This is a genomic window from Microcystis viridis FACHB-1342, from assembly GCF_014698335.1.
In the GTDB taxonomy this organism is placed as follows: Bacteria; Cyanobacteriota; Cyanobacteriia; order Cyanobacteriales; family Microcystaceae; genus Microcystis; species Microcystis ichthyoblabe_A.
In genome coordinates this window covers 78,178-90,992 of sequence record NZ_JACJSV010000008.1, presented here as the reverse complement: position 1 = coordinate 90,992, position 12,815 = coordinate 78,178, and the positions used below count along the sequence as shown (strand labels likewise).

The 12,815-nt window shown below is 40.4% G+C and carries 15 protein-coding genes; 11 read left to right on the top strand and 4 right to left on the bottom strand.

Translation table 11 applies throughout. The annotated features are described in order from the left end of the window. Positions 1-247: 247 nt before the first annotated feature. The 7 genes from cdf31 to H6G40_RS04870 all read left to right on the top strand — a co-directional run bounded on the left by cdf31 (position 248) and on the right by H6G40_RS04870 (position 4,450). Positions 248-1,174: a CDF family zinc efflux transporter Cdf31 gene (cdf31, locus tag H6G40_RS04900; protein ID WP_069473851.1), complete on the top strand. Its 927-nt coding sequence runs from the start codon at positions 248-250 to the stop codon at positions 1,172-1,174. Positions 1,175-1,220: 46 nt separating this feature from the next. After that, the gene (gene rfbB, locus H6G40_RS04895; protein WP_069473889.1) at positions 1,221-2,297 is read left to right on the top strand and encodes a dTDP-glucose 4,6-dehydratase; all 1,077 of its coding nucleotides are present in this window, start codon (positions 1,221-1,223) and stop codon (positions 2,295-2,297) included. A 223-nt stretch (positions 2,298-2,520) separates the two neighbouring features. Then, on the top strand, positions 2,521-2,865 hold the full coding sequence (locus tag H6G40_RS04890; protein ID WP_242028708.1) for a hypothetical protein: 345 nt from the start codon (positions 2,521-2,523) through the stop codon (positions 2,863-2,865). 30 nt (positions 2,866-2,895) lie between these two features. Continuing rightward, complete coding sequence (locus tag H6G40_RS04885; RefSeq protein WP_002746948.1) at positions 2,896-3,438, top strand: KGK domain-containing protein; 543 nt, start codon at positions 2,896-2,898, stop codon at positions 3,436-3,438. A 70-nt stretch (positions 3,439-3,508) separates the two neighbouring features. Beyond that, on the top strand, positions 3,509-3,751 hold the full coding sequence (locus H6G40_RS04880) for an HNH endonuclease (protein ID WP_002746947.1): 243 nt from the start codon (positions 3,509-3,511) through the stop codon (positions 3,749-3,751). Positions 3,752-3,843: 92 nt separating this feature from the next. Beyond that, a complete protein-coding gene (gene rpsP, locus H6G40_RS04875) occupies positions 3,844-4,092 on the top strand; it encodes a 30S ribosomal protein S16 (protein WP_002736858.1) in 249 nt (82 codons plus the stop codon). Further along, positions 4,085-4,450: a KH domain-containing protein gene (locus H6G40_RS04870; RefSeq protein WP_002736767.1), complete on the top strand. Its 366-nt coding sequence runs from the start codon at positions 4,085-4,087 to the stop codon at positions 4,448-4,450. Before rpsP ends, H6G40_RS04870 begins: the two co-directional genes overlap by 8 nt. Before the next feature lie 9 nt (positions 4,451-4,459). Here the strand turns inward: H6G40_RS04870 and obgE are convergent, their stop codons facing one another. The 3 genes from obgE to H6G40_RS04855 are packed head-to-tail and all read right to left on the bottom strand — an operon-like array spanning position 4,460 to position 6,218. Continuing rightward, positions 4,460-5,488, bottom strand: coding sequence for a GTPase ObgE (gene obgE / locus H6G40_RS04865; RefSeq protein WP_069473853.1), 1,029 nt, complete (start codon positions 5,486-5,488; stop codon positions 4,460-4,462). A gap of 44 nt (positions 5,489-5,532) precedes the next feature. After that, the gene (locus H6G40_RS04860; RefSeq protein ID WP_002736523.1) at positions 5,533-6,000 is read right to left on the bottom strand and encodes a type II toxin-antitoxin system VapC family toxin; all 468 of its coding nucleotides are present in this window, start codon (positions 5,998-6,000) and stop codon (positions 5,533-5,535) included. Beyond that, positions 5,997-6,218: a hypothetical protein gene (locus H6G40_RS04855; RefSeq protein WP_150978015.1), complete on the bottom strand. Its 222-nt coding sequence runs from the start codon at positions 6,216-6,218 to the stop codon at positions 5,997-5,999. The genes H6G40_RS04860 and H6G40_RS04855 overlap by 4 nt, the downstream gene beginning before the upstream one ends. A gap of 272 nt (positions 6,219-6,490) precedes the next feature. Here H6G40_RS04855 and sppA point away from each other — a divergent pair, with 272 nt between their 5' ends. Together sppA and H6G40_RS04845 are read left to right on the top strand one after the other, a co-directional pair. Next, on the top strand, positions 6,491-8,302 hold the full coding sequence (gene sppA / locus H6G40_RS04850; protein ID WP_002737681.1) for a signal peptide peptidase SppA: 1,812 nt from the start codon (positions 6,491-6,493) through the stop codon (positions 8,300-8,302). Between the two features lie 53 nt (positions 8,303-8,355). Beyond that, a complete protein-coding gene (locus H6G40_RS04845; protein WP_069473854.1) occupies positions 8,356-10,515 on the top strand; it encodes a ComEC/Rec2 family competence protein in 2,160 nt (719 codons plus the stop codon). On the opposite strand, the gene H6G40_RS04840 is transcribed toward H6G40_RS04845, so the two are convergent. After that, positions 10,505-11,035 (bottom strand): universal stress protein, encoded by a 531-nt coding sequence (locus H6G40_RS04840; protein WP_069473855.1) that lies wholly within the window; start codon positions 11,033-11,035, stop codon positions 10,505-10,507. The genes H6G40_RS04845 and H6G40_RS04840 overlap by 11 nt on opposite strands. Before the next feature lie 441 nt (positions 11,036-11,476). Between H6G40_RS04840 and H6G40_RS04835 the strand changes: the two genes are divergently transcribed. Together H6G40_RS04835 and H6G40_RS04830 are read left to right on the top strand one after the other, a co-directional pair. Beyond that, a complete protein-coding gene (locus H6G40_RS04835; protein WP_002737520.1) occupies positions 11,477-11,863 on the top strand; it encodes a hypothetical protein in 387 nt (128 codons plus the stop codon). Positions 11,864-11,865: 2 nt separating this feature from the next. Then, the gene (locus tag H6G40_RS04830) at positions 11,866-12,810 is read left to right on the top strand and encodes an NAD(P)-dependent alcohol dehydrogenase (RefSeq protein WP_190537345.1); all 945 of its coding nucleotides are present in this window, start codon (positions 11,866-11,868) and stop codon (positions 12,808-12,810) included. Positions 12,811-12,815: the final 5 nt, after the last annotated feature.

Here is a 12,815-nt window from a genome sequence, read left to right as displayed (position 1 = left end):
TTGCCGGCAGCTTGCCGCCAACTCACTCCTCTAGATAAGTATTTTGACTCACGCCCCTTCCTCTTTTGAGACGTTGTGACACTTAGGGTGCGGAATGTGGGCCTGAACATCCTGGGGATAGTCAGATTTCCCCCCCCGGCAAGAACTTCCCACTGTCCAGTAATCTAGAAGAGCCAAAAGTAAAAAGGAAAAAAAACGGAGATAAGAGTGGGAAAATTAACACTGATCACTGATAACTGATAATCCTGTGGCTGTTTTAAAAGATAATCGGGCTACTGTCCAAAAGGTTCTTTGGATCACCCTGCTGCTGAACATTTTGGTTATGGGGATCAAAGCGGGGGTGGGTTTGAGAATTAGTTCTTTGAGTTTGCAAGCGGATGCTCTCCATAGTGTCACCGATAGTGCTAATAATGTCTTGGGATTGGTAGCGATGCGGTTTTCCTCTCCCTATCCCGATCGAGATCATCCCTACGGACATCTGAAATACGAAGCGATCGGAGCTTTAGCGATCGCTGCCTTTTTGGGAATTGCCTGTTTTGAAATCTTGCAGGGGGCGATCATGCGTATTATTAAAGGCGGAAAACCTGTCGAGATTGCCGGTCCTGAATTATGGCTATTAATTATCGTTTTAGGGGTGAATATTTTTGTCACCTACTATGAGAGATCCGTGGGGCAGCGTGTCGGTAGTGCGATTTTGATTGCCGATGCTCGTCATACCATGAGTGATGTGTGGGTGACAATTACGGTTTTATTGGGGTTAGTTGGGGTTTGGGTGGGTAATACGGCTAATATTCCCCAATTACAATGGTTAGATGTGATTTTGTCCTTTCCCGTCGCTTTTTTGGTGTTTAGCAGTGGTTGGAAAGTTCTCAAGGAAAATTTACCTTTGTTAGTGGATGAAATGGCGATCGCTCCTGAAGTGATTCATCAAATTGTCATGGAGGTGCCGGGGGTGCTTAATTGTCATGCGATCGCGTCTCGGGGAGTGGTGGGAAGACAGGTATTTATGGAAATGCACCTAATTGTCTCCGCTCAAGATGTAGAAACTGCTCACGCAATCACGGAAGCGGTAGAAGCAAGATTAAGCCAACAATTTAGCCCTGTGAGAATTTTAATTCACGTTGAACCGCCGGATTATCACTCCGATAAGATCACTTTTGATGAAGAAGTGTGAAGCAAAAAAGCCTAAAATAAGTAGCGAACTTTTGCTAGAGGTGGCCATGGCGATAGAAAATCAAGCTAGAAGCATAGTAATTACTGGTGGAGCAGGATTTATCGGCTCGAATTTTGTTCATCATTGGTGCGAGAATTATCCTGAGGATCGTGTTATTGTTCTCGATGCTCTTACCTATGCGGGCAATTTGCATAATTTAGCGACACTGAAAGATAGAAAGAATCTCCGTTTTCTGCAAGGGGATATCTGCGATCGAGCTTTAGTTGATGAGTTATTTGCCAGTGAAAATATCGATACAGTTGCCCATTTTGCCGCCGAATCCCATGTGGATCGATCGATTCTTGGTCCTGGAGCTTTTGTGCAAACTAATGTGGTGGGAACTTTTACTCTATTAGAAAGTTTTCGGCAACATTGGTTAAGTAATCACCAACCCGATAACTATCGTTTTCTGCACGTTTCCACCGATGAGGTTTATGGCAGTTTAGGATTAGATGATCCGGCTTTTACCGAAACTACTCCCTATGCTCCTAATAGTCCCTATTCTGCCTCAAAAGCGGGGAGTGATCATCTAGCGAGAGCTTATTTTCATACCTACGGAATGCCGACAATTATTACTAATTGCTCTAATAATTATGGTTCTTATCATTTTCCCGAAAAGTTAATTCCTTTGATGTGTATTAATATTCTTTTGGGTAAACCTTTACCTGTTTATGGTGATGGTCAAAATGTTCGAGATTGGTTATATGTGCGGGATCATTGTCAAGCTTTAGATACAGTTATTCACAAAGGAAAAGCGGGAGAAACCTATAATATTGGCGGAAATAATGAGGTAAAAAATATCGATTTAGTCAGGATGTTATGTGATTTAATGGATGAATTAGCTCCCGATTTACCCGTGAAACCTGCTCAGAATTTAATTACTTTTGTCAGGGATCGCCCCGGACATGATCGCCGGTATGCTATTGATGCCACTAAAATTCGCACCGAATTAGGTTGGCAACCCGAAGAAACGGTAGAGGGGGGATTAAGAAAAACCATTCAATGGTATCTCGATCATCGGGATTGGTGGCAACCTTTGTTATCCAAAGAATATCAAGAGTATTATGGGAAAGTTTACGGTTAGAAAAGGGTAAAAAATCTAATCTTAATTTTAGGTGTGTTAGTTTTCGCTAACACACTTATTACTTTAGCTAGATTAATATTTTAATTCTCAGTGATTAAGATCACAGGAAAATCTCAAAAAAAATCAAGAAGTTATTTTAGTGAGAAAATTTAGGGAAAAAATCCAAGCAGATTTGTTGAACTATATCGGCAAATATACTTCCTTTGAAAGACTACGAACAGATATGCAAGATAGGTCTTCTCTATTTGGTCAAATTAATAAAATTGAATGGGTTCATTATCCGAGTGAAGGGAAGGATTGTAAATTATTAATACGGGGGGAGAAAGAATGGAGAACAGGAAAAGTTAAAATTTATGGAGAATGTACTTTTTCTAGTGTTTTAGAAAAACTGCCTAAAAAAACACCTGAACGTCCAGATTATGATGGCGAATTTCTGCGGGAATTACAAAATCAGGAATTTGAGTATTTAAACGAAACTCGTCAAATTAAAATTATACTAGAATTTATTCCTGAAAATAGCCCACTGGAACCAGAATCACCCCTAGAGAAAATTTGTATGTTATTATGATTGGATAGGGAATAATTAAGGAGCAAAAGAATGAATTTTGATACTTTTAACAACTCTCAGAAAATTATTATCGAAGATGATGATAGTGTATTGATGTTTGAAGATGAAGAAGTTATTTTAGTGAGAAAATTTAGGGAAAAAATCCAAGCAGATTTTTTAAACTATATCGGCAAATATACTTCCTTTGGAAGACTAACGGGAGATAGGTCGTCTCTATTTGGTCAAATTAATAAAATTGAATGGGTTCATTATCCGAGTGAAGGGAAGCATTGTAAATTATTAATACGGGGGGAGAAAGACTGGAGAACAGGAAAAGTTAAAACTTATGGAGAATGTACTTTTTCTAATGTTTTAGAAAAACTGCCTAATAAAACACCTGGACATCCAGATTATGATGACGAATTTCTGCGGGAATTACAGAAACAGGGATTTGAGCATTTCAATGAAACTCGTCAAATAAAAATTACTCTAGAATTTATTCCCGAAAATAGCCCACTGGAACCAGAATCACCCCTAGAGGAAATTCGGCAAATGTTGCGAGAAAATTCAGAAAAAACTAACTTCAATTCCTGAAAACCTAATTAGGTAATAAGGAAAATAAATTAAAGCAATCACCTCTATCCTGTCGCCTGCTGTAATTATCATGGCAAAAACTCCGAGAATACCGATTCCGATCGAAGTGAGAAAATATGTTTATCAAAGGGATAATTATCAATGTCAGAGTTGCGGTAAACCCGAAAAATTAGCCCAACTTTCCATAGATCATATAATTCCCTTAGCTTTAGGTGGCAGTAACGATATTAGTAACCTGCAAACCCTTTGTTTATCCTGTAATCGCCGCAAAAAAGACCATTTAGACCCTCGTTTTCGGCGTTATTTTCAATAATATCGAATGGCTGCCGACCGTTCCCTCGATCGCCACTTGTGGAAATACCGCCGGGATGAGTTAGAATCGGAAAGAAGAATTTTTGAGTAACCATGATCAAATTACGTCTAAAACGCTTTGGTAAAAAACGCGAAGCCAGTTATCGTATCGTTGCGGCCGTTAGCACCAGTCGTCGCGATGGTCGTCCCCTAGAGGAATTAGGATTTTACAATCCCCGCACCGATGAAGTGCGTCTCGATGAAGAAGGAATCATCCGACGCTTACAACAAGGAGCGCAACCGACGGACACCGTGCGCAGCATTCTCACCAAACAGAAAATTTTCGAGAAAATCAATGCCTAGTACCCCCAATTATCTCGAACTGGTGAAATTTATGATCGAGCCGTTTTTGGAAGATCCGGCCAGTCTGAGATTGGATATCGAGCGCTGTAAGGAAAATGAACGTCTTTGGGTGCGTGTAGCCTTCGATGATGCCGATAAAGGCAAAGTTTACGGCCGGGGAGGACGCAATTTACAGGCGATTAGAACTACCCTAGAGATGGCGGCCGCAAATGCGGGTCGCTCTCTTTATCTAGAAGTCTATGCGGCCGAAAATGAAGGCGAACAGCGCCGCACCCGTCGTTCTAATGGTAACTTTGAAGGTACGGAAAGAAGGCCGAGCAATCGCCGACCACCTGCACCCCGGCAGCTCAACAACTAACGAGCGATTTTAGGAAAACAGGGAAGGGGTTTCATCCTCGACCCTCTCCAGTTGCTCTAATTGCTGCCAAACTTTGGCGAGTAAAGTGGTTAATCCGGCTCCTGTTACGGCGGAAATAGTCAAAATCTCGGCATTAGTTATTTTAGCAAACTGCTTTTGATAGTTATCTATCGTTTCCTCGTCCACAGCATCAATTTTGTTGAAAACCAGTATTTGCGATCGCTTTTCTAAGCCTCGACCATAGGCGGCCAATTCTCCTTCGATAATTTGATAATCGGCGATCGGGTCTTCTGCTGTCAAGGAAACAAGATGAATTAACAGGCGTGTACGTTCGATGTGGCGCAAAAATTCGTGTCCTAAGCCGATTCCTAGGTGCGCTCCCTCGATTAATCCAGGAATATCGGCGAATACCGTCCCATCTCCCGTGGGTTTGCGTACCACTCCCAAGTTAGGAATGAGAGTCGTAAAGGGATAATCGGCGATTTTGGGACGAGCAGAGGAAACGGCCGAGATTAGGGTGGATTTTCCCGCATTGGGCAGCCCGATAATGCCCACTTCCGCTAATAACTTCAATTCTAGGCGTAAATGGCGTTTTTCTCCGTCTAAACCGGGTAAAGCGTATTCGGGTGCGCGATTATTATTACTTAAAAAGTGTCGGTTGCCTAATCCCCCTTTTCCCCCGGCAGCCACGATTAAAGTCTGTTCGGGAGTGACCAAATCGCCGATAATTTCCTCGCTATCGAGATCATAAACCACTGTACCACAGGGAACTTTAATAATGCGATCGCTACCGTTGGCCCCGGTGCAGTTGTTCGGGCCGCCCCGTTTACCGTCATCGGCCTTAAAATAGCGACTATACTGGAAATCTAGCAGGGTTTGCAGGTTCTGAGTCGCCACGAAAATCACCGAACCACCTTTTCCCCCATTACCTCCGGCCGGACCGCCAGCGGGGACGTATTTTTCCCGACGGAAAGCGACAATTCCATCACCTCCCTTACCCCCTTCTACTTCTATTTCGGCGCGATCAATAAACTGCATAAGATTAAATAATTAAAGTGAAAAAATGATCGAGATCAAAGCTGTTATAGGTTAATATCCTGCCAATTTAAAGCTTCTGCGAATCCCTGAAAATGTTTGACATTAGTGGTAGCGATGACTAGATAACGACTCGGATATTGTTTTTTTAATAACTGCCAATGAGCAAAAATAATAATATCTACGTCAATCTTGTAATTATCAGCCGTTTGTTTGCCAATCTTTCGAGTTTCTACCCAAATTTGTGACGATTCTAACATCACATCGGTATCTAAATTTAAAAAATCAATGACATTGCGTAATTCATTAAGATTATCTAGGCTATTAAAGGAATTTTTTTTGACCGATTCTAATAATAGGCTTCTTCTGACTTCATAATCACAGATATCGGAACTAACTACATAAACGCCCTTGGAGAAAAGTGAATAAAGCCAGTCTTCGCAGTCAGCTGGTTTACACGCTTTTTTAGGATGAGTTAGTAAACCCAAAACCCCCGAATCGATAAAGACAATCATCCTTGGCTATAAAGCTTTGAACCCAAAGGACGAGCATTATCAATCGCAGTCTGAAAATTGAGCAAACACTGGGAAATTTCTTGGTCTTGCTCATCGGTTATTTGTGACCGTTTTTGTCGTCTTTGTTCTAAGATAGCCAAGGCCGAACGATTTCGTTTAATTTGTTCTTTTCGATCCCAATCCGGATAATTGACGAGTTTAGGTTTTAATTGATTCATCTCTTTTAAGTAGGTGGGTGTTAAAAATTGCCAGACACCACCCTTATCAAGGGGGGAAGGGGGGATCAAAGACAGAATCTATCTTTAATTTAATTGATTCATCTCTTTTACTGGAAATTATCTATCACAATCTTAGCCGATCCCTTGACACTTCACAACTCCAGTCACTATCTCCAAGGCTTTCAGTACATTTGTTCGCAAATAAAAAACTTGTTTCTGGGCGGGGAATCCCTACAATAGGAAACAGGATAATTAGTAGCAGATGAAAACCGATGGGCCAGTTTTTTAAACAAACTTTCGCTAGTTGCTTGGGAACTTTACTGGGATTATTGGCATTTTCGGTCTTAGGTGTGGGAGGATTAGCATTTTTACTGCTTTCCTTGCTTATTTCTAGCGATAGCTCCTCAGTTAAGGAAAAATCGGTCTTAGTTTTTAACTTGGCCACCAATATCAGCGATGCTCCTCCTAGTTCCAGTTTAGCCGATAGTTTGACCGGTGAGAGTACGACCACTTTAAATTTGCGACAGGTGATAGCGGCGATCGAAAAGGCCGCCCTTGATGATAACATTGTCGGTCTGTTACTCTATGGTCGCGACAATATCGGTGAATATGGCTATGCTACCCTGACGGAAGTGCGGCAAGCTTTGGCAAAATTTCGCCAATCGGGTAAAAAAATTATCGCCTACGATATGGAATGGACGGAAAAGGAATATTATCTCGCTTCCGTTGCTGAAACGGTGATTATTAATCCCGTGGGGAGAATGGAAATTAATGGTTTAAGTAGTCAACAAACCTTTTTTGCCGATGCACTAGAAAAGTATGGTGTGGGGGTGCAAGTGGTAAAAGTGGGTTCTTTTAAAGGTGCAGTGGAACCCTATACGCGTCAGGATTTAAGTGTCCAGAATCGTCAGCAGCTGCAAACCCTACTCGATACAATTTGGTCTAATTATAGTTCCACAGTGGCCAAAAGTCGCAATTTAACCCCCCAACAGGTGCAAACTATTTCTGATACTCAAGGTATTCTGGAAGCAACCACAGCGAAAAAGGCGGGTTTTGTTGATGAAGTGGCCTATTTAGATCGAGTAATTGTTTTGGCTAAAGAGTTGACAGGAGAAGCAAAAAATAAAACTAATGAGGAGGAAAATTCTGGCTCTTTTTCGCAAATTTCTTTAGCTAATTATGCCAGTTCTCTCGATGAGGAGGAAAATAGTAGCAATCAAATAGCGATAGTTTATGCAGAAGGGACAATCGTAGAAGGTCAGGGAGATAGAGGCCAAATCGGTGGGGATAAATTGGCGAAGGAACTGCGAAAATTACAGGGGAAGGAGGAGGTGAAAGCGGTAGTTTTGCGGATTAATAGTCCGGGGGGAAGTGCCACCGCTTCTGAGGTGATTCTGCGGGAAATTAAGCGTTTAGATGCGAAAAAACCGGTAATTATTTCTATGGGTGATGTGGCAGCTTCTGGGGGTTATTGGATCGCCATGGGGGGTCAAAGAATTTTTGCCGATAATGATACAATTACTGGTTCCATCGGTGTGTTTGGATTATTGTTAAATATCCAGAAGATTGCTAATAATAATGGCATCGATTGGGATACAGTGAAAACTGGAGAATTAGCCGATATATCTACTATTACCAGACCGAAAAATCCCCAAGAATTAGAAATTTATCAAGCGGCAGTTAATCGGTTCTATGATTTATTTATCGAGACGGTGGCCCAGGGGCGAAAATTATCCCCAGACAAGGTTAGAACTGTGGCCCAAGGTCGTGTCTGGACGGGAAAAGATGCGGTTAAAATTGGTTTAGTTGATCAAATTGGTGGTCTAGAAGTGGCAGTACAATATGCGGCCAAAACAGCTAAATTAGGGGATGATTGGAGTCTTCAAGAATATCCTCGATCGCAAAGTTGGCAAGAAGAACTTTTCTCTAATTTCTTGCAAACCTATCTTCCTCCTCTCACTAAAAATAATCATCCTTTGACGCAGGAATGGCAAAATTTTCAGCAGGAATTATTAAAGTTACCTACATTTAACGATCCCCATCGTGTTTATGCTAAGTTACTTTTTAATCTCGATTTTCGCTGATATTAGGTAAAAATAATGCTCGCTAATTCTGAAATTCTTTGACAAAAATTTCTATGAATCGCCCTAATAGTGTTATTCTTGGTTTAGCCTATATTCTGGGATTATTATCTACAGGTCTGGTAGATTTTAGTCCCCAGTTAAACCGATGGCAAGAAGTGATAATTAGAATTGTTATTCTTAGTCTAATTACCACGTTAACCACAATTTTTATCCGTCGTTTTTGGTGGCAAAGTCCCCCGAAAAAAATTTGGCTGATAGCGGGATTAATAGCTATATTTGCCGTTGTTTATCTAGAAATTCGCACTCCTTACCCCAGCGCAAACGATATCAGTCATCTTTTAAAAAATAATGTAGTTAACTCTATTAAAATCACGGGGAGTATTATATCAGAAATCCGTCTCAATCGCCGAGAAAATTTACAATTTTGGTTAGAAGTAAAAGAATTTAGCCTCAAGAATTTACCCACAAAAAAATCCGAGGGTAAACTCTACGTTACTCTACCAAATCTAGCAGAAAATCAGGTTTATCCCGGACAAGAAATAACAGTTAAAGGATTACTTTATCGTCCCCGTCGTGCCAATAATCCCAGTGCTTTTGACTTTGCTAATTATCTAGCGCGTCAGGGTGCTTTTGCTGGTTTAAAAGGGGAAATAATTATTGATAAAAAATCACCGACTTGGGGAGTTTGGCAGATTCGTCAGCGCATTGTTGAGGCACAAATTCAAGGACTAGGCCAAGAAAAAGGGACTTTATTAAGTTCCATTACCCTCGGACGACAAGCGGTTAATTTGCCAGCAAAAATCACAGATTTATTTATTAAAACTGGATTAGCTCACATTTTAGCAGCTTCTGGCTTTCATGTGGCTATTTTGTTGGGATTTGTTTTAACTATTACTCGCAATTTATCCCCCAAAAAACAGTTTATTATTGCCGTTACTATCTTAATAATTTACGGCACCTTAACAGGGTTACAACCTTCAGTTATGCGGGCGATTTTGATGGGAATTGGGGCATTAATCGGTCTGCTTTATAATCGACAAGTTAATAGTTTAGGCTCCCTATTACTAGCGGCTACAATTCTATTATTATGGCAGCCTCTCTGGATTTGGGATTTAGGATTTCAGTTAAGCTTTTTAGCGACTTTGGGATTAATTATTACCGTTCCTTTACTGAAAAATAAAATTGACTATTTCCCTAATTTAATCGCTGAACCTATAGCTATTAGTCTAGCTGCCACTCTCTGGACTATGCCTTTATTAATGTTTACGTTTAACTCGATCGCTCTTTATAATATCCCCATTAATATTATCACAACTCCCCTAATTACCCTAATTAGTTTAGGAGGAGTTTTTACTGCTTTTTTAGGCTTAATTTATCCCCCTTTGGGCAGTATCGGCGCTAGTATTCTCTATTACCCTCTCAAGTTATTACTGCAAATTACCAACTTTTTTAGTCTGCTTCCTTTTAGTACCTACTCCACGGGTAAATTATCTTTAGGAGTGATGTTAATTATTTATATTTGCCTTACCTTAATCTGCTGCAATCTCTGGTTTCGTCAACGGTGGCATTTAGTTGGTTTATTTATCCTCACTTTAATTTTAATACCGATTATTTATCAACATTTAACTTTAACTCAGGTGACAGTTTTAGCCACCAAATCGCAACCGGTAATCATTATTCAAAATCGAGGAAATACTCTCTTAATTAATGGGGAGGAACCCGCAACAGCACGTTATACAGTTTTGCCTTTTTTGCGACAGGAGGGAATTAATCAAATACAAAGAGCAATAACCGTCAATAATTCGGCGCAATTCTCAACTATCAGTCAGAGCATACCGATCAAAAAAACTATTAATTTATCCCAGTTAGAAAAATTTAATCTTGGTGAAATTACTGGACAATTGCTCGAGAAAAATTTATTTAAATTTCAGGTAAAAAATCAATCTTGGCTATGGATTGTCAACCCGAAAATTCCCGTTAATTTATCCCAAGAATTCAGCCCCCTAGTGTTATTATGGCAGGGAAGCAATCTAGATAAACAATGGCTAGAGTCAATTCGACCACAAACAGCGATCGCTGTCACTAACAATCTCTCCCGCAATGCCAAAAATCAACTGAGAAAGGCCCGGATTAAGACTTACTGGACCGGGAGAGATGGAGCGATTCAATGGACAGCAAAAAATGGATTTCAACCCTTTCTAATTAATGAGTAATTTGTACTACCAAAACTGAACAGGGAGCATGATGTACCACATAATTACTGACACTACCTAAGATTAACTCAGATAAACCCGATCGACCGTGACGACCAACAATAATTAAATCTATCCCCTCCTGCTGGGCAACTTGACAAATTTTCTGCCCCGGATCACCGATATAATAATCAGCCTTGGCCGTGATATTATCTTCCTTAGCTCGATCAACTAAACCGTTTAACCAAGCTTGTAATTCCGCTTGCATTTCTTCGGTGATTTGTTGTTCTAAGGCGATCATATCGGGGGGATAACCGCCACCATAACCGATCAGATTACCATAAATAAAAGTTTCCGTGTAGGGAGTCAAAGGTTGAGACATACTATAAACAATTCGCAACTCACTAGCGTAGGTTTTCGCTAAGAGAATAGCCGTATTCAAAACCTCTGGAGTGGGATCTTGATAATCCACAGCCACGAGAATTTTATTATAGAGTTTGTTGGTATCCCGATCGACTGAGATTGTTTCCGTATTATCCATAGAATTAGCCTCCTCGATAGCAGATAACGTCAGGGTTGAAGTTAATCTTTTTTCCCATCGGCTGCCAGCAATACCCCGGGGAAATAGCCAAAAATTGCTGAAAGCTGATGATTGATAGTTGACGCTCCTCTACCTCTAGTGTGACATTTTTCGGATGATTTAGCTGAATTAGCAAAAAATTTAACAATTTACCCTACTGTCACCCCTGTCCTTACTTATAGCAGTTATCTTAATGGTGAGGTATGAGGTTTTCGTTTTGGTGAGACTCCGAGACGATACCCGATCAGTTTATGCTTCATCTTTATGAGAAACACCGTAACTAGAAAAATGGTCAATTAATGGGATAAATGCAATTTTTGTCTTTTTCTCTTGCCTTGAGAGATTTGCCCAGAGCAGCTGCGGTATATAATCCAATTAGAGCGAGTTCTAAACCAACAACTTATGATTAGTCGCTACATTATTCTATGGCTCCCGATGATCGTAATAGGAATTAGTAACGGTATTCTCAGGGAAAGCACCTACGGAAAATATCTCGATGAACTACGCGCTCATCAAATTTCTACCCTGACAGGAATCCTCTTTTTTAGTCTTTATATTGGCACTCTTGTCTATTTTTGGGGTCTAGAATCGTCCGGTCAAGCAATTACCATCGGTTTAATTTGGTTACTATTAACAGTGGGTTTTGAATTTCTGTTCGGCCATTTTATCGCCGGTCACTCTTGGTCAAGATTAGGGCAAGATTATAATCTTTTAGCGGGACGAGTTTGGATTTTTGTTCTCTTGATCATTACTTTTGCTCCTTTACTATTTTACCAACTTTTTTCTTAATTATGAAAGCTATTATCATTAATCGCTATGGCGATAGTAATGTTCTCCAATACACAGACATAGAAAAGCCAATTCCCCAAGGGAAAGAAGTCTTAATTAAGATTATGGCAGCGGGAATTAATCCGATTGATTGGAAGATTCGTCGGGGGATGCTCAAAATAGCCACAGGTAATAAATTTCCCCTGCAATTAGGTTTTGATTATAGTGGAATTATCGTTGAAAAAGGTAGTCAGGTGGAACAATTTCAGATCGGAGATGAGGTTTTTGGTTTTCTCAATCAATTGCCCGGTAAAACCTATGCTGAATATGCAATTATTCCCGCTTCCCTCTTAGTTAAAAAACCGCATAATCAGAGTTTTATTGAAGCTGCCGCCACTCCTTTAGCTGCTTCTACCGCTTTGCAAGTCTTGCGAGATTTTGGCAATATTCAAGCAGGAAATCGGATTTTAGTTAATGGTGCATCGGGAGGAGTGGGTAGTTTTGCTGTGCAGATAGGAAAAATTTTCTCCGCGCAAGTGGATGGAGTTTGTAGTAGTAAAAATATCGATTATGTCACCTCTTTAGGAGCAGATAAAGTTATCGATTATACTCAAGAAGATTGGAGAAAAACCGAGCAGAAATATGATATAATCTTCGATGCTGTGGCTAAGTCTTCTTTTTGGCACTGTCGTCAGCTTTTAAAACCCCAAGGCACCTATATAACCACCCTCCCAAATCCCGGAATTATCTTCCTAAATTATCTCGGTGCTTGGTTGCCCCAAAAAGGGAAACTGATATTTTTTGCTCAAGCACAAGCGTCCGACTGGCAATTTCTCAAAGAAGCGATCGAATCGGGTAAATTAACTGTTAGAATCGATCGCACCTATACTTTTTCCCAGGTGGTAGAAGCTCATAATTATAGTGAATCGGAAAGAGTGCGCGGAAAAATAGTCCTGATCCCCGATTAAGGATA